The organism is Ensifer sp. EB106-05-01-XG146, from assembly GCF_058791875.1.
In genome coordinates, this window is sequence record NZ_JBYTDX010000002.1 from 1,345,370 (window position 1) to 1,367,412 (window position 22,043).

General features: G+C 63.1%; 25 protein-coding genes. 11 read left to right on the forward strand and 14 right to left on the reverse strand.

The genetic code is table 11. From position 1 onward, the window contains the following. Window positions 1–10: 10 nt before the first annotated feature. Both AC3WVQ_RS26265 and AC3WVQ_RS26270 read right to left on the reverse strand, forming a co-directional pair. The gene (locus AC3WVQ_RS26265; protein ID WP_492383222.1) at window positions 11–601 is read right to left on the reverse strand and encodes a hypothetical protein; all 591 of its coding nucleotides are present in this window, start codon (window positions 599–601) and stop codon (window positions 11–13) included. Then, a complete protein-coding gene (locus AC3WVQ_RS26270) occupies window positions 601–1,200 on the reverse strand; it encodes a hypothetical protein (RefSeq protein WP_034800096.1) in 600 nt (199 codons plus the stop codon). The genes AC3WVQ_RS26265 and AC3WVQ_RS26270 overlap by 1 nt, the downstream gene beginning before the upstream one ends. Before the next feature lie 287 nt (window positions 1,201–1,487). Between AC3WVQ_RS26270 and AC3WVQ_RS26275 the strand changes: the two genes are divergently transcribed. Both AC3WVQ_RS26275 and AC3WVQ_RS26280 read left to right on the forward strand, forming a co-directional pair. Beyond that, a complete protein-coding gene (locus AC3WVQ_RS26275) occupies window positions 1,488–2,078 on the forward strand; it encodes a VOC family protein (RefSeq protein WP_492383223.1) in 591 nt (196 codons plus the stop codon). Between the two features lie 91 nt (window positions 2,079–2,169). Beyond that, window positions 2,170–2,862, forward strand: coding sequence for a glutathione S-transferase family protein (locus AC3WVQ_RS26280; RefSeq protein WP_029742732.1), 693 nt, complete (start codon window positions 2,170–2,172; stop codon window positions 2,860–2,862). Between the two features lie 20 nt (window positions 2,863–2,882). Here AC3WVQ_RS26280 and AC3WVQ_RS26285 read toward each other — a convergent pair whose 3' ends face one another. The 3 genes from AC3WVQ_RS26285 to phnF form a co-directional block, all read right to left on the reverse strand. Beyond that, window positions 2,883–3,509, reverse strand: a complete 627-nt coding sequence (locus AC3WVQ_RS26285) for a hypothetical protein (protein ID WP_029742731.1) — start codon at window positions 3,507–3,509, stop codon at window positions 2,883–2,885. A gap of 33 nt (window positions 3,510–3,542) precedes the next feature. Continuing rightward, complete coding sequence (locus AC3WVQ_RS26290) at window positions 3,543–4,937, reverse strand: selenium-binding family protein (protein ID WP_034800094.1); 1,395 nt, start codon at window positions 4,935–4,937, stop codon at window positions 3,543–3,545. A gap of 169 nt (window positions 4,938–5,106) precedes the next feature. Continuing rightward, on the reverse strand, window positions 5,107–5,856 hold the full coding sequence (gene phnF / locus AC3WVQ_RS26295) for a phosphonate metabolism transcriptional regulator PhnF (RefSeq protein ID WP_060583599.1): 750 nt from the start codon (window positions 5,854–5,856) through the stop codon (window positions 5,107–5,109). Between the two features lie 90 nt (window positions 5,857–5,946). On the opposite strand from phnF, the gene phnG reads away from it, so the two are divergent. From phnG to AC3WVQ_RS26310, 3 genes are read left to right on the forward strand one after another with little or no spacing between them, the layout of a single operon-like run. Next, window positions 5,947–6,414, forward strand: a complete 468-nt coding sequence (gene phnG / locus AC3WVQ_RS26300) for a phosphonate C-P lyase system protein PhnG (RefSeq protein ID WP_089046012.1) — start codon at window positions 5,947–5,949, stop codon at window positions 6,412–6,414. Further along, window positions 6,414–7,022 carry a phosphonate C-P lyase system protein PhnH gene (gene phnH, locus AC3WVQ_RS26305; protein WP_060529561.1) on the forward strand — a complete coding sequence of 203 codons (609 nt, stop codon included), beginning with the start codon at window positions 6,414–6,416 and terminating at the stop codon, window positions 7,020–7,022. Before phnG ends, phnH begins: the two co-directional genes overlap by 1 nt. Before the next feature lie 3 nt (window positions 7,023–7,025). After that, complete coding sequence (locus AC3WVQ_RS26310) at window positions 7,026–8,135, forward strand: carbon-phosphorus lyase complex subunit (RefSeq protein WP_060529560.1); 1,110 nt, start codon at window positions 7,026–7,028, stop codon at window positions 8,133–8,135. A gap of 26 nt (window positions 8,136–8,161) precedes the next feature. Here AC3WVQ_RS26310 and AC3WVQ_RS26315 read toward each other — a convergent pair whose 3' ends face one another. Next, window positions 8,162–8,356 (reverse strand): hypothetical protein, encoded by a 195-nt coding sequence (locus AC3WVQ_RS26315; RefSeq protein WP_113080680.1) that lies wholly within the window; start codon window positions 8,354–8,356, stop codon window positions 8,162–8,164. Between the two features lie 44 nt (window positions 8,357–8,400). Between AC3WVQ_RS26315 and AC3WVQ_RS26320 the strand changes: the two genes are divergently transcribed. The 5 genes from AC3WVQ_RS26320 (at window position 8,401) to AC3WVQ_RS26340 (ending at window position 12,041) form a co-directional block, all read left to right on the forward strand. Continuing rightward, window positions 8,401–9,279, forward strand: a complete 879-nt coding sequence (locus tag AC3WVQ_RS26320; RefSeq protein WP_034800089.1) for an alpha-D-ribose 1-methylphosphonate 5-phosphate C-P-lyase PhnJ — start codon at window positions 8,401–8,403, stop codon at window positions 9,277–9,279. Next, window positions 9,276–10,052: a phosphonate C-P lyase system protein PhnK gene (gene phnK, locus AC3WVQ_RS26325; protein ID WP_034800088.1), complete on the forward strand. Its 777-nt coding sequence runs from the start codon at window positions 9,276–9,278 to the stop codon at window positions 10,050–10,052. Before AC3WVQ_RS26320 ends, phnK begins: the two co-directional genes overlap by 4 nt. A 3-nt stretch (window positions 10,053–10,055) precedes the next feature. Next, window positions 10,056–10,763: a phosphonate C-P lyase system protein PhnL gene (gene phnL / locus AC3WVQ_RS26330; RefSeq protein WP_034800087.1), complete on the forward strand. Its 708-nt coding sequence runs from the start codon at window positions 10,056–10,058 to the stop codon at window positions 10,761–10,763. After that, window positions 10,760–11,374, forward strand: coding sequence for a DapH/DapD/GlmU-related protein (locus AC3WVQ_RS26335; RefSeq protein ID WP_492383224.1), 615 nt, complete (start codon window positions 10,760–10,762; stop codon window positions 11,372–11,374). The genes phnL and AC3WVQ_RS26335 overlap by 4 nt, the downstream gene beginning before the upstream one ends. Window positions 11,375–11,504: 130 nt before the next feature. Further along, window positions 11,505–12,041 carry a hypothetical protein gene (locus tag AC3WVQ_RS26340; protein WP_162731946.1) on the forward strand — a complete coding sequence of 179 codons (537 nt, stop codon included), beginning with the start codon at window positions 11,505–11,507 and terminating at the stop codon, window positions 12,039–12,041. A 20-nt stretch (window positions 12,042–12,061) separates the two neighbouring features. Here AC3WVQ_RS26340 and AC3WVQ_RS26345 read toward each other — a convergent pair whose 3' ends face one another. From AC3WVQ_RS26345 to AC3WVQ_RS26380, 8 genes are all read right to left on the reverse strand, one after another. Next, entirely contained in the window at window positions 12,062–12,706 is a 645-nt protein-coding gene (locus AC3WVQ_RS26345) for a DUF922 domain-containing Zn-dependent protease (protein ID WP_113080685.1), read from the reverse strand. Window positions 12,707–12,846: 140 nt separating this feature from the next. After that, window positions 12,847–13,371 carry a DUF992 domain-containing protein gene (locus tag AC3WVQ_RS26350; protein WP_034800084.1) on the reverse strand — a complete coding sequence of 175 codons (525 nt, stop codon included), beginning with the start codon at window positions 13,369–13,371 and terminating at the stop codon, window positions 12,847–12,849. A 338-nt stretch (window positions 13,372–13,709) separates the two neighbouring features. Beyond that, window positions 13,710–15,428, reverse strand: coding sequence for a dihydroxyacetone kinase family protein (locus AC3WVQ_RS26355; protein WP_060520519.1), 1,719 nt, complete (start codon window positions 15,426–15,428; stop codon window positions 13,710–13,712). A 13-nt stretch (window positions 15,429–15,441) separates the two neighbouring features. Continuing rightward, window positions 15,442–16,380, reverse strand: coding sequence for a sugar phosphate isomerase/epimerase family protein (locus AC3WVQ_RS26360; RefSeq protein WP_112772897.1), 939 nt, complete (start codon window positions 16,378–16,380; stop codon window positions 15,442–15,444). A gap of 88 nt (window positions 16,381–16,468) precedes the next feature. Continuing rightward, window positions 16,469–18,007: a tripartite tricarboxylate transporter permease gene (locus tag AC3WVQ_RS26365; protein WP_034800081.1), complete on the reverse strand. Its 1,539-nt coding sequence runs from the start codon at window positions 18,005–18,007 to the stop codon at window positions 16,469–16,471. 137 nt (window positions 18,008–18,144) lie between these two features. After that, the gene (locus tag AC3WVQ_RS26370) at window positions 18,145–18,645 is read right to left on the reverse strand and encodes a tripartite tricarboxylate transporter TctB family protein (RefSeq protein ID WP_034800080.1); all 501 of its coding nucleotides are present in this window, start codon (window positions 18,643–18,645) and stop codon (window positions 18,145–18,147) included. A 61-nt stretch (window positions 18,646–18,706) separates the two neighbouring features. After that, a complete protein-coding gene (locus AC3WVQ_RS26375) occupies window positions 18,707–19,693 on the reverse strand; it encodes a Bug family tripartite tricarboxylate transporter substrate binding protein (protein WP_457578433.1) in 987 nt (328 codons plus the stop codon). A gap of 75 nt (window positions 19,694–19,768) precedes the next feature. After that, window positions 19,769–20,812, reverse strand: coding sequence for a 4-hydroxythreonine-4-phosphate dehydrogenase PdxA (locus tag AC3WVQ_RS26380; RefSeq protein WP_060520517.1), 1,044 nt, complete (start codon window positions 20,810–20,812; stop codon window positions 19,769–19,771). Window positions 20,813–21,016: 204 nt separating this feature from the next. Between AC3WVQ_RS26380 and AC3WVQ_RS26385 the strand changes: the two genes are divergently transcribed. Further along, window positions 21,017–21,703, forward strand: a complete 687-nt coding sequence (locus tag AC3WVQ_RS26385) for a GntR family transcriptional regulator (protein ID WP_034800075.1) — start codon at window positions 21,017–21,019, stop codon at window positions 21,701–21,703. Window positions 21,704–22,043: the final 340 nt, after the last annotated feature.

Sequence of the window (22,043 nt, forward strand, 5' to 3'; positions counted from 1 at the left end):
ACTACCTCCCTCAGTGCGCGGCCAGTGTCCAGGGCGCCCTGCTGCCGCTGCGCGCAATGGTGACAGACGGCTTGATCTCGGCCGGCTTCTTGTCGCCGAGCGCAATCGACAGCTCCTCGGCGAGCGGCGACACACGACTGCGTGCAACGAGCAGCGTGCCCTGGTCGACGGCCGCCTCGGGAAGCTCGAAGGCAAGAAGCACCGGCCTTGGCAGGCCGGGTTCGAGCCGCTCCGTCGGCAGATAGCCCGGCACGGTCGAGAACCGCTGGCTCAACGCGTAGCGCACACCATTGCTCGCCAGCCATTCCGCAGACATCAACGTCATCGTTTCCGTCTTGGAAACGGCCGCGCCCTCGATGACCAGCCAGATGCCGGATGTGGAGAAGTCCTTGACCCGTCCAAAACTTTTGACCTTGAGCTGTCGTGCCAGATGCACATTGGCTGCGCCGAAAGCGAAGTCCCGCGTCTCCACCCGCTCGCCGACAGCACCGCGAATGGCGATCGGCGCGGTGATGTCGCCGTAGCCGGGGGTACTGTTTCGCATCCCATAGAGCGCGGCGAGTGCAAGGCCGCAAAGCAGCAGCGTACGGAAAGCCGACATCATTGCTCCGTCGTCTCCACAGCTTGCGTCACCGGCAACTCGACGACCGCGGCCTCGCCGTCATCGAACCAATTCGGCGCGCCGTAGAGATTGTCACGTGGCTTGTAGATCTGTTTGCCGATCGCCAGCGAAAGCGTTTGCGGTTCCGGGCGGTCCGCCGGCCACTCCCAGGCCGCGACCAGTTTTTCCGGCATGTTCGGATTGATCGCACTGGCGATCCACTTGTCCCTCGCAAGGTAATAGGTGGGCTTGGGCTGCAGCGGAGCGACGTCATCCTTGATCGTGATCAGGTTCATGAAGACGTTGCTGCTGGCCACGGACCGGTTGTCGAGTTCGAGATCCACAAGGAGGAACCTCTTCGGCTCGAACGGTTTGGTGCCGGTTGGCGGCAGAGACGACATATGGGCGCCATTGATGGTCACCCGCCAACGGCCCGTGTCGACGACCTGGTCTTTACCTATGACCGGAACAGGAACCGGATTGGCTGCATCATAAACCGCCGAAGCAAAGGAAATCGCAGCCGCCGCCATGCCGCCGATACCGGTGACAAGCATGATCAGCAGGCGCTGCCTGATCTTCGACCGCCGCATGACCGGCATCTGTCCTCCATCCACCCTGCGGATACTGCAACCGGAAGATAGGAAAGTTTGCCGAGGAAATCAAAACACGCGTGTCGGAAACGGTTTCTTCGGCAGGCACAACCTCAGAACGAAGGTCGGGTGGGCTAAAAGCTGTGCATTGCCCAGCCACAACACGTTTGCCGCCCGCCAACCCACCCGTGATTGGCGCTTGCCTTCTGCCCGCGACGGGCGACAATTGCATGCGGTGGAAAGCGGTGCCAGGAGCCATTCGGCCCACATTCTCCGCCGAACCCAGGAGGCCGGCTATGCGCAAACTGCAATCGCAAGGCGTTCACCACATCACGCTTGTCGGGGCGGACCGTCAGACGTCGATCGATTTCTGGGAGGGGCTGCTCGGCATGCCCTTCATTTTCGAGCAACCGAACCTCGACCGGGCGAGCGAAAGCCACCTCTATTTCGATCCGGGCGACGGCCGCCTGATCACCGTCTTCATCGACGAGAACCGCACGCCGGATCCCGAGCGCACCCCGACCGACATGGGCTGTGTGCATCACATCGCCTTTGCTGTTTCGCGCGCGACATTCAACCAGGCGGTGGAGCGGCTCGACGAGCGAAAGATCCGCCACAGTGGCGTCAAGGATCGCGGCTTCATGGATTCGATCTACTTCGAAGATCCGCTTGGGCTGCTGGTTGAACTTGCCTCCTATCGCTTCGAGCCGCCGGCCGGTCACAGCCATGCCGAAGTCCTGATGGAAGCGCATAGGATCAGGACTGAACGCGGCGACTATAACATCGCCGAGGTCCATCTCGCCGATGCGATCGAAGCCCTGAACGAACGCTCTCGGCCGACGCTGTCGCTCGATCGCCAACCGAAGAACCCATACGGACCGCGATAGGGTCGCACTTGGTGAGATCTGTAGCCAAGTGGCGGTGTCTGCCGCGGGCGAGCCGCCGCCAGTTCAACGACGATCAACCGGGAGGAATGCCATGTCCGCAATCCAGCTCAACGTGATCAAGCCCAGCGTCAACAACATGACCGCGCGCGTGTTCCTGCGCGCAGCCAAGCTCGATTTCAGTGAAAACGATGTCTACGGCCAGACGCGCTCGCCCGAATATCTGGCACGAGCGCCGTCGCATCTGACACCGATGATCGAGACCGCGGACCTGCCCAGGGGCGCGCTTTGGGAAAGCTGCGCGATCATGCAGTACCTTTGCAACAAACATGGGCTTGATGACTTCTACCCGAGGGAACCCGAAGCACGCGCGATGATCGACAGCGCCATGTTCTACCTGATCGGCACCTTCTATCCCTACCTTGCCCGCGCAACCTATCCGGCGCTGAACTTTCCGCTCTACGCGGGCGAAGTCGGCTGCAGCGATGCCGATGCGGCGACGAAGGAGATCGCCCGGAAGGCAGCGGTTGCAGCCCTTGCCGAACCGCTCGACGTATTCCGCGCTTTCTACATTGGCGACAAGCCGTTCATCGGTGGCGCCAAGCCCTCGATCGCCGATATCCGGCTCGCAGCAACGCTCGAGTTCCTGGCCGCGATCGACTATGACCTGCCGGACTGGGCAAAGACCTACATGGCAAGCATCGAAAGAACGCTCGGGGCCGCCTATGCCGAGCCCGCCGCCGATGTCCGCGGCTATATCGCTTATGTAAAATCGCAGCGGCAATAGCCTGGCGGCTGCGATGCAGATCATTGAATGAGGAGTGCGACGCCGGTTGCTCCGAGGGCGAGCGTCCAGAGGCGATCGAAATTGATCCAGGCGGAACGCAGGACCGCAAGGTCGAACCAGGTGAAGACGGCGAGCGCCAGCACCGCGGTCACCGTCAGCATTGCGATGCTATGCACTGCAACGGCGGCGAGCGAGACCGGCAGCGAACTTGCCATCGCCAGTTCGCCGGCGTGACCTGCAAGACAGAGACTGAGCACCGCCGGCACCAGCATCAGGCCGGCCCCATGGCTCGTCGCCATCAGGAATGACCAGACCGCAAGTCCCGCCATGCCGGTCCGCATTCCGATCCGGACGCGGTGGCGATGGCCATGAATGGCGGTGTAGCCGGCGGCTCCCAGAATGAGCACGGCGGCCGCGATCCTGAATGTGTTCGGATCCAGCACCGAGCCGAATGCTGCGACCACCGCCAGCACGGTCGCGACCGAGATCGCGTGACCAACCGCAATGGGTGCGAGGGACAGCCAGACGACCCGGCTGCTCTGGCGATGAAGTCCGAGCGCAACCGCAAACAACCAGCCCATTGCCGGGTTGAGGCCGTGAAAGGCACCGAGGCCGGCAAGCGAGAGCCATGGCCAGACCGTCGTCATTCGCCGTGACCCGGCTGCACCGCGGCTCCCTCCTCACGGATAACAATAGGAATCGGACGAGCAGTCGCCGCCTTCGAGACGAACCTGATGCGGTCGATGACCCTTTGGCCAGTCGACGAAGAAGTTTTCGTCGAAGGCGATCCCGCCACCATCGGCGACATCGAGCTTGACCATCCAACCGTCGATGCCTTCGGGATAGAACTGCGGGTCGATGGCGCCATAGAGCGAGTTGGTGAAATAGACCCGCTTGCCGTCGCGGCTGATTTCCACCATCTGCGGCCCACCGTTGAGCGCACCGTTCTTCGCCTTCGGATGGCTCGCACGCGAAACGATGCCGCCGATCCTGACCCGCCCCGTTTCCTTCGGTGCGAAGGGGTCGGACACGTCGTACTGGATCATGTCGCCGGTGCCCCAGCAGGAAACGTAAAGGAAGCGATCGTCCATCGACAGGTCGATGTCGGTGACGAGCGGCGCGACCGCACTGAAGCCTTTCAGCACCGGTGGCAACAGATCCGGATCGGCCGGTTCTGCCGGGATCTCGATCACCTTCTTCACGGCCCATCGGTCGCCGTCGCGATACCAGGTCCAGATCGACGCCGAGAGGTCCTTGAGGCTGATGACGCAGCCGACGAAACCGTAGGCCTTGGTCGGATCGTGGGCCGGGCGCAGTTCGAAAACGAGCTGGTGTTCCTCGCCGAAGTCGATCTCCTGCACGTGCTTGCGTTTGTGCAGGTCCCAGAAGTGCAAGCGGCGGCCGTATTTCGAGCCAAGCAGCACCTCCGGCACCAGCCCGTTCTCGAAAGTATCGGGCGTGCCCCATTCGCTGGTGATCATCGTGTCGTGGCCGAGGTGCCACCAGAAATCATAGGCGAGCTTCTGCGGCCCACGGTCCATTTCCCACTGTCCGAGCACATCGAAGCTCTGATGGTCGAGCAGGAAAATGCCGCCGGGCGCCTTGCCGTCTCGATCCGCAAGCGCGTTGACGTAAATGCCTTCAGGTCCGCAATGGGTTGTGTGCAACCGCGAATAATTCGCCTTCTCGGCGATTTCCGCGGGCTCGATCACCCGCACGATCTTCGGATTGCGGGGGTCCGGCTTGGTGTCGATGATATGGAGACGGGAGGAGCGCAGGCCCGGCACCACCAGGTAGCGACGCTCGACATGTGGATGCGGTGCGTTGGGACACAGGCACGAGGAGCACGCGTTCCAGCCGAAATGGTGCAACTCGTCCCCGACATTCGGCATCTCGACCTGCCCGACGATCTGCGAATAGCTTTGCGACGCCGGATCCACATCGACGACGGCGATCGCGTCCGGCCTTCTTCGGTCCGGATCGAAAGCCGCCACGTAGGCGAGCGTCTCCTTTGGAGCCTTCGCCGCCATGCGCGGTGATGGATAGAAGGAAGGATCGGGTCGCCACGTCGCCATTGCCATTCTCCCCCTTAGAGAATTCCCGAATGCGCGGTCCTGATGCAGGCTCCGGTCATGCGGCAAAAACGCGTCGGAAATACGGCCTTTGCCTTATTTCCTGACAGGGATCGGAACGCTTCTGGTTGAGCGAGACGTCATCGCGACCGGCAGAGGCGGCCTGACGGCCTCAAGTCTCGATCCGCAGCTTCATCCGGTCAGCGGCAAAGCGGCTACGGGAATATTCGATCGGCTTGCCGTCGAGATCGGCGTTGATCGACTGGGCTTCGAGCACGATTGCGCCCGGCGAGAGCTTCAGCATCGCAAGCTCGTCGGCGTCAGCGTGCCGGGCGACGATCTCCGTTGAGGCGCGTACATAATCATCCAGACCGTGGGCTGCGAAGGCCTTGGTGACGGAGTGCAGCTGTTCGAATTCTTCGGCCATGCGCGGGAAGCGATGCGCCGGATAGTAGCTCGAGGAAACCGAGAGCGGTCGACCATCGCCGCTGCTGACGGTTCTGAGTTCGATCACCGGATCACCGGGCCTGATGGCAAGCGCGCTCGCCACTTCGCCCCTTGCCGGCAATTCCGTGTGGCCGAGCAGCCGCGAGCCAATTTCCTTCACCTGTTGGCCAAGACCTTGCGAGAAGCGCGTGCGCTTTGAAATCGGATAACTCACCCGCTCCTTGCGCTCGATCATTGTGCCGCGCCCTTGGACGGGACGCACCAGCCCTTCTTCGGCCAGCGCCGCCAGCGCGCTTCTGACCGTGTGCCGGTTGACGCCGAACTCGCCCGCAAGCACCGTTTCCGGTGGCACCATGCCGGTCGCGTCATAGTCGCCATTGCTGATTGCCAGGCGGATCCGGTCGGCAATCTGCCGCCAGAGAGCGACGCCGGTCTGGCGCTCCACCACTTTTCGCGCTGCCGTGTCTTTTCGCATTGGCATGTCACAAGCCTGTCATTTGCCGACGTTATGAAAAAGTATAAGATGTATAGTTGTCTAGATCAATAGACATTTGAGGTGAAAATGATGGACGCGAAAGTGAAGCAGGAAAGCCCGCCGGACCCGGCGCGCAAGGAGGCCATGCGGTTGCTCGCCCAGGCAACGCTCGCCGAACTCAAGGACGCCTGGAAAGCGCTCGCAGACCAGCCCGAGGTTCACCCGGTCCGAGGCCCCGAGACCGGCCTCGTCATGGTGCGCGGCCGCATCGGCGGCGGCGGCGATCCCTTCAATCTCGGCGAGGCTACGGTGTCGCGCGCCACCGTCCGCCTTTCGACCGGCGAAATCGGCCACGGGCAGTTGCTCGGAACCGACAAGGAACGCGCCCGGCTTGCCGCCATCTTCGACGCCCTTGCCCAGCGTGACGGCGACAGGGCTAGGGTCGAGGCCCTGCTTGGCCGCGTGGCCGACCGGCTTGCCCAGGAAGAACGCCGCAAGGCGGAAGAAACCGCGGCCACCCGCGTGGACTTTTTCACCATGGTTCGGGGAGACGACTGATGGCCAGCCAATCGCAGATTTACGCCGGCGCCTTTGCCGATCCAGTCTTTGCCGCTCAGTCCGTCTTCCGCGACCTGATGGACGGCTTTGCCCGTCCGGGTACGATCAAGCGCCTCGAAGCGACGAGCACGCCTCCGGCTCCGCTCGCTACCGCCGCAGGCGCCGTAGCGCTGACTTTGTGCGACCATGACACGCCCGTCTGGCTGACGCCGGCACTTTCCAAATCGGCCGTTCCGCAGTGGATCGCTTTCCACACCGGTGCTCCGCTCACCACCAGCAAGACCGACGCGCGCTTCGCCTTCATCGAAAAGGGCGCGGCCTTCCCCGGCTTCGACCAGTTCTCGCTTGGCACGCAGGAATATCCGGATCGCTCGACGACACTCGTCATCGAAGTCGAAGCGCTGAGCGGCGGCCCTGCGCTGACCGCCAAAGGCCCCGGCATCAAGGACGTGACGGAGATTGCGGTGAAGGGGCTGCCGGACGTCTTCCTCGAATTCTGGACCGCCAATCGCGCGATCTTTCCGCGCGGCGTCGATCTCGTGCTGACGGCCGGCGACAAGCTCGTCTGCCTGCCGCGCACCACCCGTCTTTCGCTCAAGGAGGCGTGAGCCATGTATGTAGCCGTCAAGGGCGGGGAAGCCGCCATTGCCAATGCCCACCGCCTTCTCGCCGATCGCCGCCGGGGCGACCGTAGCCTTCCCTCCATCACTATCGACCAGGTAGTCGAGCAGCTCGGCCTTGCGGTCGATAGAGTGATGGCGGAAGCCTCGCTTTATGACCGTGCGCTCGCAGCCCTTGCCGTCCGCCAGGCGCGCGGCGACATGATCGAGGCGATCTTCATCCTGCGCGCCTATCGCACGACGTTGCCGCGCTTCGGCTACTCCGAGCCGGTCGATACCGCCAACATGAAGGTCGAGCGCCGCGTGTCGGCGACCTACAAGGATCTGCCCGGTGGACAGCTTCTGGGCCCGACCTTCGATTACACCCACCGCCTGCTCGACCCATCACTGATCGCCGACGAAGCGGTCGAAGAACCGGCAGTCAAGGAGCCCGGTGAGCATGTGATGCGCGTCTCCGACATTCTCGACGGCGAAGGCCTGATCGAGGGTGATGGCCAGATGCCCGAGGGCCATGTCATGGGCGACCTTACCCGCGAGCCGATGGAGTTTCCGATGGCCCGGGACCTGCGACTGCAGGCGCTTGCCCGCGGCGACGAAGGCTTCCTCTTGGCGCTCGCCTACTCGACCCAGCGCGGCTACGGCCGCACCCACCCATTCGTCGGCGAAGTCCGCATCGGAGAAGTGGAAGTCGAACTCGATCTGCCGGAACTCGGCTTTGCCGTCTCACTCGGCGCGATCCGCGTCACTGAATGCCAGATGGTCAACCAGTTCATGGGCTCGGCCAAGCAGCCGCCGCAATTCACCCGCGGTTACGGCCTCGTCTTTGGCCAGAGTGAACGCAAAGCGATGTCGATGTCGCTGGTCGACCGGGCACTGCGCACTGACGAGTTCAGCGAGGACATCGTCGCACCCGCCCAGGATCAGGAATTTGTCATCTCGCATGCAGATAACGTTCAGGCTACCGGCTTCGTCGAGCACCTGAAGCTGCCGCACTATGTCGACTTCCAGGCCGAACTCGATCTCGTGCGCCGCATGCGCCGCGATTACGAGGCCGCGAATTCAGGTGAAACACCGAAGGTACAACGGGAGGCGGCCGAATGATCGGGCATACCGCCAGCCCTAGCGGTTCAATCGCCGCCGCCATCCCCGCCACCACAATCGCCGCCGTCACCGGCATAGACACCACCGGCGTCGCCACCTCCGTCGTTCTTGCGCGCCCTGCTCTCCGGCTCGCGCTGCGGCCGGCGGGCAATGCCGAACAGGCCGGCAACCGCCGAACACAGCACGAAGATCCCAATCAGCCAGACGAAAATCTCGCTCAAATCCTGGCCTCATCAGCGGTCGACACACTCAAGGGTAATCAGCGATGAACGACCTTGCTACCTATAATTTCGCCTATCTGGACGAACAAACCAAGCGCATGATCCGCCGCGCGATCCTGAAGGCGATCGCCATTCCCGGCTACCAGGTTCCATTTGCGTCGCGCGAAATGCCGATGCCCTACGGCTGGGGCACCGGCGGCGTGCAGGTCACCGCCTCGATCCTCGGTCCGCAGGACGTCTTGAAGGTCATCGACCAGGGCGCCGACGACACAACCAACGCGGTTTCCATCCGCGCCTTTTTCCAGAAGGTCGCCGACGTTGCCGTCACCACCCGGACGAAAGACGCGACGATCATCCAGACGCGCCACCGCATTCCGGAGGAAAAACTCTCGGAGGGACAGACGCTCGTCTACCAGGTGCCGATCCCGGAACCCTTGCGCTTCCTCGAGCCGCGCGAGACCGAGACGCGGAAGATGCATGCGCTCGAGGAATACGGGCTGATGCATGTGAAGCTCTACGAGGACATCGCCCGCAACGGCCATATCGCCACGACCTACGCCTATCCGGTCAAGGTCGAGGGACGTTACGTGATGGACCCGTCGCCGACGCCTAAGTTCGACAATCCGAAGATGCATATGTCGGAAGCGCTGCAGCTCTTCGGCGCCGGTCGCGAAAAGCGGATCTACGCTGTCCCGCCCTATACCGAAGTCGTCAGCCTCGATTTCGACGACCATCCCTTCGAGATCCAGAGCTTCGACAAGCCCTGCGCGCTCTGCGGCGCCGAGGACGTCTATCTCGACGAGGTGATCCTCGACGACAAGGGCGGACGCATGTTCGTCTGCTCCGATACCGATCATTGCGAAGACCGCCGCGCCTGCGGCCATGCAGGTCACATGCTTGCCCGAAAGGAAGCCGCAGAATGAGTACGCTCCCGCTTTTGAAAGTGAACGACGTCTCGAAGTTCTACGGAAGCCGCATCGGCTGCCGCAACGTTTCCTTCGAGCTCTATGCGGGCGAAGTGCTCGCCATCGTCGGCGAATCCGGCTCGGGCAAGACGACACTTCTGTCGTGCCTCTCGACCCGTCTGATGCCGACCTCCGGCATCGTCGAGTACCACATGCGCGACGGTCAGTACCGTGACCTCGCCCGCATGGGCGAAGCCGAGCGCCGCTTCCTGATGCGTACCGACTGGGGCTTCGTGCACCAGAACCCGGCCGACGGCCTGCGCATGACCGTGTCTGCCGGCGCCAATGTCGGCGAGCGGTTGATGGCCGTCGGCGATCGCCACTACGGCAACATCCGCGCCACCGCCAGAGACTGGCTGGAGCGGGTGGAAATCGGCATCGACCGCATCGACGACCAGCCGCGCGCCTTTTCGGGCGGCATGCGTCAGCGCCTCCAGATCGCCCGCAACCTCGTCACCTCCCCGCGCCTCGTCTTCATGGACGAGCCGACCGGCGGCCTCGACGTCTCGGTTCAGGCGCGCCTGCTCGATCTCGTGCGCGGCCTCGTGCATGACCTCGGGCTTGCCGCCATCATCGTCACCCACGATCTCGCCGTCGCCCGCCTTCTTTCACACCGCATGATGGTGATGAAGGATGGCGCGGTCATCGAACAGGGGCTGACCGACCGCGTGCTCGACGATCCGCGCGAGCCCTATACCCAGCTCCTCGTCTCCTCGATCCTGCAGGTGTAAACCATGGCCACGCCCCTTGTTGTTTCCGAAGTCGCAAAAAGCTTCACCATGCATCTGCGTGACGGTATCCGCCGGCCGGTCGTCGCCAACGTCTCCTTCTCGGTGAAGGCCGGCGAATGCGTCGTTCTCGGCGGCCCCTCCGGCGTCGGCAAGAGCTCGATCCTGAAAATGCTCTATGGCAATTACGGCGTCGACGAAGGCCAGATCCTGATGGATCACGACGGCAAGCTGGTCAATCTGGCAACGGCCGAGCCGCGCACGGTGCTCGAAGTCCGGCGCACGACGCTCGGCTATGTCAGCCAGTTCCTGCGGGTGGTGCCGCGCGTCTCCTCCCTCGACATCGTCGCCGAGCCGCTGCAGGCCCGCGGCATGCCGCTCGAAGAGGCCCGCACCCATGCGGCCGAACTGTTGAACAAGCTGAACCTGCCGCGCGAACTCTGGAGCCTGCCACCGGCGACCTTCTCCGGCGGCGAACAGCAGCGCGTCAACATCGCCCGCGGTTTCATCACCGACCACAAGATCCTTCTGCTCGACGAGCCGACCGCGTCGCTCGACGCGAAGAACCGGGCGGTCGTTGTCGAACTGATTGCCGAGAAGAAGGCCAAGGGCACCGCGCTGATCGGCATTTTCCACGACGAGGAAGTGCGCGACGCCGTTGCCGATCGCATTCTCGACGTCTCGGCCTTCTCGCCGCGAAAGGCTGCCGCATGAGCCAGAAGCTCGGGCTCGAGCCCTTTATCCACCCAACGGCGAGCGTCAACAATTCGACGCTCGGCCGCTACACCGAAGTGCAGGAGCGCTCAAGGCTCGACGAGGTCGAGTTCGGCGACTACTCCTACATCATGCAGGACGGCTCGATCTGGTGCGCAACGATCGGCAAGTTCGTCAACATCGCAGCCGCCGTGCGCATCAACGCCACCAACCACCCGACCTGGCGGGCGACGCTGCATCACTTCACCTATCGCGCACCGAACTATTGGGACGATACCCAACTCGACCATGACCTTTTCGCCTGGCGGCGCTCGAACCGGGTGACGATCGGCCATGATGTGTGGATCGGCCACGGCGCCACCATCCTGCCGGGCGTCACTGTCGGCAACGGTGCTGTTATCGGCGCCGGCGCAGTCGTCTCGAAGGACGTCGAGCCCTACACCATCGTCGGCGGCGTGCCCGCCAAGTTCATCCGCGATCGCTTCAATGAGGGCGTTGGCGAACGCATGGACAGCCTTGCCTGGTGGGATTGGGATCACCTGCGACTGCGCAAGGCGCTCGACGATTTCCGCGACCTGACGGCGGAGGAATTCCTCGTGCGCTATGCGTGAGCGACTGAATAACCAGAGCGCCGGACGCAGATTCGGCGCTCTGGTTGCGGAGAATCGGCTCCTCACGATAGTGATAGTGGTGATGAACAACGCCCAGTTGGCGTGAACTGCCACCCAGGAGCAGAAACCCGTGAAACGACTTGGCATTGTGTTGCTTGCCGCATCTGCGATTTGCCCGCGAATGACCTATGCCGGAACGACACCATGCCCGCCGGAAAGATCGCTGTACGCGTATGACTGGGGCGATGAAGATGGAACGCGTACGGTATTCATGCATCAGGTTGTGCCGCCAACAGAACTGCCGCCTCGCGCAACGGACATACGCTTCGAAACCTGGCGGAAAGGCAAACTGATTTGGTCAGTCGACGGCGAAATCTATTGCTCCGACGTCGTTCCCATGTGCAATCTGAAGCTCGAAAGTACGAATGACACGAGCCCGAACGAAGAGCACGAACAATGCGCCGCGTTCCCTCTTGCAGTTGAGCAGATCAGAGAAGGAGAGCAGATCGCCTACACAGTGTTTGGGGCACTTACAGCCTATTCGATGGGTTGCGGAAAATACGCAGCTATTCGAGTGCAGGATAAGGGCAATCTAAGCGCCTTCGAGCGAACCGAGAAGATCTTTCCACTCCCATCGTATGTTCGATTCGAATCCTGCAAAGACTGACGAGACTTGCCCCGAACAATCTATGGCCCGTTGACCAGCTTCAGGATCAACTGGTGAATATTGCCGCCATCGGTCAATTCTATCTGGTCGAAGTCGCGGCTGCGCTGGCGCTGTTCTTGTGAGAGCGCACCGAGGCGTTTGGTCATTTCCACTCTGATCTTGCGGCACTTCGGGTCATCAGGGACGATGAGGCCGAGGGTCGCAGACTCGATCGCGCGCACCATCTCCTTGATGAAATCGCCGTGCACGAGTTCGTGCTTGCGCACGCCGTCGATGAAGATGTCCCAGTTTTCGCGCGTGCCCGCGGGCAGCGGCTTGGCCGGCTTCGGCAAAGTATAGGTGATGATGAGCTTCGGCCTTGCCGTCGTCAGCACACAGGCGCCGCCCTGTTCCTCGTACTTCCGCGTCCAGGTCAGCTTGAAGTTGGTGTGTGCGATTGCCCTGCCGATTCCGGCTTTCGGACCCCGTTCGCCGATCGAGGCGTAGAGCTCGGCACCCGTCTGCCCGGTGATTGTGTAGAGCGCTTCCTTTTCGACCGGCTGCCATTCGGCAGAGGCGAACCGCGGCCCAGACGCAAGGCAAAGGGCAACGACGCCCAGGCAAAGGCTTTTGTTCAATCCAACCCCTCGAAGTTCGCGCTGTCGGCGCACGATTCCTGGCCGCATTCCTTAAACGCGAATCGGCCAATGGCAACAGGCCAAAAAACAAAGGCACCGCGCGCCGTCTCCAGCGTGCGGTGCCTTTGCGTCTTACCCGGTCTTTTGACGCCCCGTTGTGGGAGGTGCAACGGGCCGCCCAAACGACGTTAGTTGACGGCCGTCAGCGTCATCGACGTGCCGGTGGCCGCGAGGTTCAGGCCGATCTGGCCGGTCACGCTGATCGTCTGCAGGTGGATCGAACCGGAGGTGCCGCCGACGAGGATGTTGGCACCGATACCGGCGCCGACGGTCGCTTCCGCCGTTGCCCCCTGGTAGAGACCGCCGAGCGAACCGCGGTGGTAGCCGGCGGTCGGCGCGAACACGGCCCAAATCAGGCGGCTCTGCGTCGTGAAGCCGACATCGACGCCCATCTTGCGGATGGCGCCGGAATAGTGGTCGGAGGCTTCAGCACCCATGGTCGAGCGGAAGACGCAATCGACTTCCTTGGCCGAGCCGAGCACATAGCCGACACCGCCAGCGATGTTGCAATCGAGGTAACCAATCTTGACGCCGTTGCTTGTGTCGGGCTCGGGCTGCGGTTGAACTGTCGCGAGATCGGCTGCGTTTGCGGCGATCGCGCCCGCGAGAACCAGAGACGCTGCGGACACCTTTACGGCAAAACTCTTTTTCATTCTTGTCTCCTTCTCGGAACGTCAGAAATGATTGTCATTTGACCGGCGGCACACGAACTCAAGCACATAGCGCACGCTGCAGGAAACCAAAGCCATAGCCCGCGATCGGGCAATTCCGTGGCAAGCTTTTAGCAGACGATAAAATTGGTCGGGTTTCCCCAACAATGACTGCAGATTGTGTTGAAAAAGCCACGGAATGGCCGGGCCCGGGCAGTCTGCGACGCTCATTTGCGCGGCAGCGTGTGGCGGCGCCGATTGGCGCGGGGCAATGCAGCGGTTACACGGGGGGAGCCTCCGATCGGGCGACGGCGCCGCCCGATCGGAGGAGATATCGTTTCTTAGGCCTTTGCGGCCTGCGCCAGGACACCGGCGGCAACGCGTGCCGTCAGCGCCAGAGAAACGGCGCCGGCGTCCGGATGACCGATGCTCTTTTCCGCAAGCGGCCGTGCCCGGCCGAGCTTCGGCGTCAGGCTCGAAGTGGCTTCGGCCGCTTCGGTCGCAGCCTTTGCCGCCGCCTGCCATGCCTCGATCAACGGCTTTCCGGCGGCAAACTCGCGCTCCAGGGTCTCGACGAAAGGCACCAATGCATCGACAAGGGTCTTGTCGCCGACACGGGCGCGGCCGAGGCGGGTCACGCCATCGAGTGCACGGCGGGCACCGTCGACAATCGCGGCATCGGTCGGGGCTGCATCATCGTTGAAGGCATTGCTCCAGGCGCGCAACAGCAGGCCCCAGATCGCGCCCGACGTGCCGCCGGCCCGGTCCGCCCAGGCATCGCCCGCCACCGCCAGAACGCTGGCGGCGCCTGCACCCGCTGCAACCGCCGCCTTCGCGGCATCGTTGGCCGCGGCCGAACCGCGGCGCATGCCCTGTCCGTGGTCGCCGTCGCCGGCAAAGGCGTCGATGCGACCGAGTTCGTCTTCCGCCTGCTTCAGCGCCTCGGCCATTTCGCCGATCAGCCGCGCAATGCACGCGCCGCTCTGACGGGAGGTCTCGGAAGCCGCTGCGAAGGAAATAGCGTCCTCGTCATCCTTGAGCGTGTCCGTCGCGGGCTCGGTGGCGATGATCGCCCCCTTGCGCAGGGCCGGCGCATCGCAAGCCGCGCGCCAGTAGGTCTCGAGCTCGTCGTTCAGCCACATCAGCGTCAGCGAGCAGCCCTGCATGTCGAGGCTGGTGACGAATTCGCCGCATTCCGGATCGACGATCTCCAGGCCAGCCGCCTTCAGTTCCTTTTCGATCGCAACCCAAAGCACGAAGAGTTCTTCATACTTGGTCGAGCCGAGGCCGTTCAGAAGCGGTGCGACCTTGCGCACATCCGCCGGCCGCTCGGCGAGCAGTTTGCCGACGAGCAGCTTCGCGAACTCAGTTGCCGAAACCATCTTTTCTTCGCGGATACCCGGCTCGCCGTGGATGCCGAGACCAAGGGCCATCTCGCCCTTTGGAACGGTGAAGAGCGGACCCTTGGCGCCCGGAAGCGTGCAGCCGCCGAAAGCCACACCGAAGGAGACGGTGCGGTCGTTGGCAAGACGGGTGACGCGCTCAACTTCGTCGAGATTGAGGCCCGCTTCCGCAGCGGCTCCAGCAACCTTGAAGACCACGAGGTCGCCGGCGATGCCGCGGCGCTTGGCCGGGGTTTCGGCAGAGGCGCTCGCCACGTCGTCCGTCACCGGCACGATCCGCACGTCGATGCCTTCGGCGCGCAGCCGCTCGGCGGCAACGCCGAAGTTCAAGACGTCGCCGGCATAGTTGCCGAAGCCAAGCAGCACGCCGCCGCCCTGGTCAGCCACCCGGCAGACGCGGGCAACGGCCGCGGTCGAAGGTGAGGCGAAGACGTCACCGGCCACGGCCGCATCCGCCATGCCCGGGCCAACATAGCCGGCAAAGGCCGGGTAGTGGCCGGAGCCGCCGCCGACGACGACGGCGACCTTGCCCTTCGGCACTTTGGTCGAGCGCACGACGCCGCCCTTCACGAGACGGACGTTGCGCGCGTAGATCGAGCTGAATCCGGCAAGCGCGGTCGTCGCAAATTCTTCCGGTGCGTCAAAGATTGTGGTCATCGCGTCTCTTCCCTTAGTCGCGAGGCAGAATGCGCCTCAGATAGTCCCGGTTGGCGGCGCTGACGGAGAGCCCGTCGCCACCATAATGCTCGCAGAGAAACGGGCTGTCGAAGCCATGCGCCAAGGCCATACGGATCGCCGCCCGATAGTTGATGACGCCGAATTCCAGCGGCGCCGGATGGGTGACCACCAGCCCCGAGGTCTCATCCTCGGTGCGGTAGTAATTCTTGACGTGCCAGTATTTGGCGAAGGGTGCAACCTTGGCCATCATCGGCTGCCAGTGCTCGACCGGGCGGTGAAGGCGCACGAGATTGCCGAGATCGGCATTGATGCCGACGTTCGGCAGGCCGACATCGGTAACGAAGCGCACGGCGCTGTCGGCCGAGCCGATATAGGTGTCCTCGTACATCTCGAGCGCCAGCTCGATGCCGAGTTCCTCGGCATGGCGACCAAGTTCGCGGATGCGCTGAACCGCTTGTCTCCAGACCGCGGGGTCTTCCGGGTTCTTGACGCCGTCGACGGTCCAGAACCAGAGCGCTTTCTTCTGCGCGTCGGTCAAAGGCCCGAAGAAGCCGAAGGAAACGGAGCCGGCGCCGATGGCCGCAGCCGTGTCGATGACCCGATGTCCGTAGGCGAGATATTCGTCGCCATGCTCCGGATCAATGACGCTACGCCGCGAAGTCGAGATCGCCGGCATGGAAAGGCCAAGGTCACGCGTCAGCTTGACGAAGTCATCGCGCCGCGCGGCCGGGAGGTCGGCGAGCCGGATCCAGCTGTCGGTCGGGTCGAGCTCGGTGAAGCCGGCGTCGACGACATCGGCGAGTGTCTCGGCCCATTGCTCGACCGACTGATCCTGCACGGAGCTGCCGTCTGCTAGCACGTTCGGATACTGGATCATCGCGGCCGCGATCTGCCAGGTTTCACGGGTCCATTTGCGCGATGGGTTCGCCATGGTTTTCCTCACTTATTTTGCGACGCAGCCTATAAGCAGACCGCGCCGCGCTTTTCCGATGCGCTTGTTTTGAGGTGCGGCGGCTCCGTCAAGCCGCCGCGCTGCCGTCGCCATGCGGCGTGGCCGCATCTTGCTTGCGCTTGCGGACCAGGCCGACCAGCCCGAAGACAAGCGGCGACAGCAGTAGGGCAAGAGCAAGCGCCATCAGAGAGGAAACCAGCGGGTTTGACCAGAAGATGTTCAGGGTGCCGCCGGAAAGAAGCATCGACTGGCGGAAGGCGTCCTCAGCCTTGTCGCCGAGCACCATGGCCAGAACCAGCGGCGCAAGCGGGTAGTCGAGCTTCTTGAAGACGTAGCCGAGTACGCCAAAGCCGATGACCATGAAGATGTCGGAGACCGAGTTTGCCACCTGATAGGCGCCGGAGAAGATGACGGCGACGATGATCGGGCCGATGATCGCAAAAGGCACGCGCAGGATCGAGGCGTAGAGCGGCACGGTGGCGATCACCAGGAAGACGGCGACGACGTTGCCGAGATACATGGACGCGATCAGGCCCCAGACGAAGTCCGGCCGCTCGGTAAAAAGCATCGGGCCGGGGGTCAGGCCCCAGATCATCAGGCCGCCCATCATGACGGCCGCCGTTGCCGAGCCGGGAACGCCGAGCGCCAGCATCGGCAGAAGCGCCGAGGTGCCGGCCGAATGGTCGGCGGTCTCGGGTGCGACGACGCCGCGCGGGTCGCCCTTGCCGAACTTCGACTTGTCGCGGGCCGAGCGACGGGCAACGCCGTAGCTCATGAAGGAAGCCGCGGTCGGGCCGGCGGGCGTGATGCCCATCCAGATGCCGATGATCGTCGAGCGCAGGATCGTGAACCAGTAGCGCGGGATCTCGACCAGCGTGCGGCCGATCTCGACGAGCTTGACGCGCGCCTTAATGCCTTCGAAGCGCAGGCCCTCTTCCGTCGTCAGCAGCAGTTCACCGATGCCGAAGAGACCCATGACCGCGATCAGGAAGCTGACGCCCTTGATCAGCGTCGGGATATCGAAGGTCAGGCGCAGGTCGCCGGAGATCGTGTCCATGCCGACGGAAGCAAGCGCGAAGCCGAGCATCATCGAGACGAGCGTCTTGAAGGGCGATTGCGCGCCCATCGAGATGAAACTTGCAAACGCAAGGAAGTAGACCGCGAAGTATTCCGGCGACGAGAACCGCAGTGCGAAGTTCGCGACCCAGCCGGAAAGCAGTGTGATCATCACGACGCCGGCCAGAGCGCCGATGCCGGCGGATACGAAGGCGAGCGTCAGCGCTCGGCTCGCCTGCCCGGCTTTCGCCATCGGATAGCCGTCGAACGTGGTCGCCACCGACGAGGGTTCGCCGGGAATGTTGAACAGGATCGATGTGGTCGATCCGCCGAAGAGCGCCCCCCAGTACATGCAGGAGAGCAGGATGATGGCGGAGATCGGGTCCATCGAGAAAGTCAGTGGCAAGAGCAGCGAAACGCCGTTCGGCGCGCCAAGGCCGGGCAACACGCCGACCAGAATGCCGAGCGTGACGCCGATCATCATCAGTAGGATATGGTTCCAGCTGAGGATGTGGCCGAAGCCATCGATCAGAAGACCGATATTTTCCATGTCATTCCTCCCGGGGCTTAAAGCACGTCACGATCCTTGAGGCTCGCTCCCCGCGCTTTAAGTCTTTGATTTTTTTGCTTGTCGTTAGCGCAAGACCGCTGTGCGCGCTTACGCGACATGCCCTTGAGCGGTCGGGATCAATAGATCCCGAACCAGGCCTCGATCGGTCCCTTGAGCAGGGGAACCTTGAAACCGAACTCGAATACGATGAAGAAAAACAGCGAAACGGCGATGCCCGACGGCAGCGCGATCCACCATTTGTAGCGCCCCTGGAAGAGCATGGTTCCGGCGATATAGAGCGCCGTCCCGACATAAAGGCCGAGCCAGGCGGATACGCCGGCAAAGACAACCAGCGGCAGCAGGAACGATGCCACCACCTTGGCGCGGTGACCGTCGATGAAGATCTCACCGGACCCGCGATGTTTCACGAAGGCGTGGATCGCATTGGCGACGCTTCCGAGAAGGATCAGAAGCCCGACATAGAAGGGAAAATAGCCGGCTTCGGGACCGAATTCCGTCCAGCCCGCGCCGATATCGAGAGATCCGTAGCAGACCGCAGCACCGAAGGCGCCGGTCAGTGCGGCAACACCAAGCTCAACCGCGAAGCGGGAGACCCCATTCGCACCGTTCTCGCTCATGATCGTGACCTTTCAAAGCGAATGACGGGCGCCGGATGGCACCCGTCCCGATCGTCGCCTGTTAGTTGGCGAGCCAACCTTCGCGCTTCAGCACTTCGCCGACAGCAGCGCCATCCATTTCGATGGCGGCCTTGAAGTCGTCGCCGGCGATGTAGGCGGGCGACTGCGACGTGTCGGCCAGGTACTTCGCCCATTCCGGCGTTTCCGAAACCTTGCGCATCAGGTCCGCATAGAACTTGACCACATCCTGGTCAACGCCGGCCGGCAGCCAGACGGTGCGCGGCATGGAGTAGTTGTCGATGGCGATGCCCGATTCCTTGCAAGTGGGGATGTCGCTCCAGGCCTTGCCGCCGGCAACCTTGGTTTCGTTCGAAAGCTTGACGCTCTTGAAGACGCAAAGCGGCTTGACCATGCCGGCCTGCCACTGGCCAAGGTTTTCGCTCGGGTTGTTGACGTTGGCATCGAGGTGCTCGCCGGCGAGCTGAACGGCCGCTTCGCCGCCGCTCTTGAACGGGATGTAGTTGATCGTCGAGCCGGTCGTCTCGTTGATCATCGAGGTCAGGATCTGGTCGACGTCCTTCGACTGGCTGCCGCCGATCTTGAGGCCGCCTTCCTTCGCCTTGGCGGCAAAGTCGGCAGCGGTGTTGTAGGAGGCCTTGCCGTTGACCCAGAGAACGAACTCGTCGGAAGCAAGCGCCGCAACCGGCGTCAGGTCTTCAGCCTTGTAGGGAACCTTGGCGCGGACCGGCAGCAGGTAGGCGTTGTTGGTGCCGAATGCCAGCTTGTAGGCGTCGCCCTTGTTGGTCGCCGTGTAGACGAAGCCTTCGGCGCCGCCGGCGCTGCCCTTGTTGGTGACGACGACCGGAGCCTTCATAAGCTCGTACTTGCCGATGATCGCCTGGATCGTGCGGGCGAAGATGTCGGTGCCGCCGCCGGGGCCGGCGGTGACGACGAATTCAACTGGACGATCGGGCTCGAAAGCGGCGGCCGGAGCAGCAACGCCGAAAACGGCTGCCATGATGCATGCGATGGAGACGGTATTCTTCATGCGGGTCCTCCCGTTTTTGTGGTTCTGCGGCGCAAGACCTCCTCCTGCGCCGTTATTGCTTGAAAGCGTGCGAAATCAGGCAGCAGCCTTGAGAGCCGCCTTTTTCTTCGCCATGCGCACTGCCAGAAGCAGCGCTTCGCGGCTGGCGCCGACGTCGGCAATACCCTTGCCGGCGATGTCGTAGGCCGTGCCGTGGGCCGGCGTGCAGAGCGGGAACGGCAGGCCGCCCATCATCGTCACGCCCTTGTCGAAGCCGATCAGCTTCATCGCGATCTGGCCCTGGTCGTGGTACATGGTCATGACGGCGTTGTAGCCTTCCTTCAGGGCGCGGCCGAAGACTGTGTCAGCCGGGAACGGGCCGTCGACGTTGAAGCCGCGCGCCTTGGCCTTCTCGACGGCCGGCTCGATGATGTCGATCTCTTCCATGCCGAAGCTGCCGCCGTCGCCGGCGTGCGGGTTGAGCCCGGCAACAGCAATCTTCGCCTCGCTGTAACCGGCTTCCTTGAGGCAGCTCTGGGTCAGCTCGAGCTCGGCAAGGATCGCCTCGACCGACAGGTTGTCGGCCACTTCCTTGATCGGAATGTGCGAGGTGACGCGGGCGTTCCAAACCTTCTCGAGAACGTTGAATTCCCGGACCTTGCCCGTGAAGTTGAGAACGTCGGAGACGAAGCGGATCTCGTCGTCGTAGCCCGGATAGGCAAAGCGCATCGCCTTCTTGTTGAAGGGCGTGAAGCAGACTGCTTCCGCCTTGCCGGCATGCGCCAGCTCGAGCGCTACGCGAAAGTTGCGGGTCGCAAAGGTGCCGCCCGCAAGCGTCGCCTCGCCGCGGACGACGTCGGCCGGATCGAGATGGCCAAGGTCGACGAACACGTGGCGCTCGGTCCCGACGGCGTCGAGGCCCTCCAGGGTCGAGGATGCAAGGTCGAGCGTGACGCCGGCAATGCGGGCGCCTTCATCGAGGATACGACGATCGCCGATCGTGATGATGTGGGCAGCCTCACGAATATCGGAAAGCGCCAGCAGCTTTGCCGTGAGCTCCGGGCTGATGCCGGCCGGATCGCCCATAGCGAGCGCGATGACAGGACGCGCGCCGTTAGCGGCTACACCGTTGGTCGTCATGAGAGATGTCCTCCACTTCATTCTTTCGAGAGCCGTCATACGGTATTCAATATTCTGCATCAAGTCTTTTGTATTCTGTATGCAGCATTTTCTGTTGACGATATCGGGGGCCGTCTCCATGCTTTAATGAGACAGCGCTGATTCAATTGGCGCGAACGGGAACAGACGGCCGACACTTCAGTCGCCAGATGCAGAAGCGAAACGATGAACGAAATTACCTCTCTGGAGAAACGCCCCGAGGGCGGCCCCGGCCCGATCCGACGCACTGCGCTGCACGACACGCTGGTCACGCATCTGCGCGACATGATCATCGAGGGTGATCTCTCGCCCGGCACGCGTCTGCATGAAGGTCAACTCGGCGAGCAGCTCGGCGTTTCGCGCACGCCGCTGCGCGAAGCCATCAAGTATCTGGCGAGCGAAGGACTGGTGGAGCTCGTTCCGAGCCGCGGCGCCGTCGTCAAGCGTTTCAGCGCCAAGGACGTGCGTGACATGCTGACGGTGTTGCAGACGCTGGAAGAGCTTGCCGGCAAGCTCGCCTGTGAAGCCGCCAGCGACGCCGGCATCGCCGAAGTGCGCGCGCTCCACGACGAAATGGTCTCGCGCTACAAGGCCGGTGACCGGCTGCAGTATTACAAGCTCAACCAGCAGATCCATTCGGCCATCGCCCAACTGGCGGCAAATGCCGCCTTGGCGGATATGCATGCGATCTTGCAGACGCGGCTGAAGCGCATTCGCTTCATCGGCCACGAGGGGCCCGAAAAATGGGCAGCGGCCGTTGCCGAGCATGAGGAAATGATCGTCGCGCTCGAAGCCCGCGACAAGGCAAGGCTTTCCGAAGTTCTCGGTCGGCACCTCATGAATGCCTGGGAACGGGTGCGCGCCGCGGTGTAGGCGACGCTCCAGCTTCGGCGCAAGTGAGCCCCGCGGGCGCACCTTCTGTCAGAACTTCGAACAGGCGTTCGCAACGGCCTCGGCATCTCCCGCGGCCACCTGCTTTTTCCCCGCGCGAATTGCGTCGCGCGGTACCGGGGTTTGCGGTCAGCGCCTTTCCCGAGACATCCAGGCTCGAGAGCTTGGAGAGCAAGCCCTGCGTCCCCAGCAGACGCGCCAGCCACCGAGGGAAGCCGACGGCAGTTCGACGGCAGGTTCAGGGACGACACACTCGCGTGCAACAGTGAAGAATCCGTCCGCCACCAAGCAACGGCAGGCGATGGCAGCGTCGCTGTCCGCC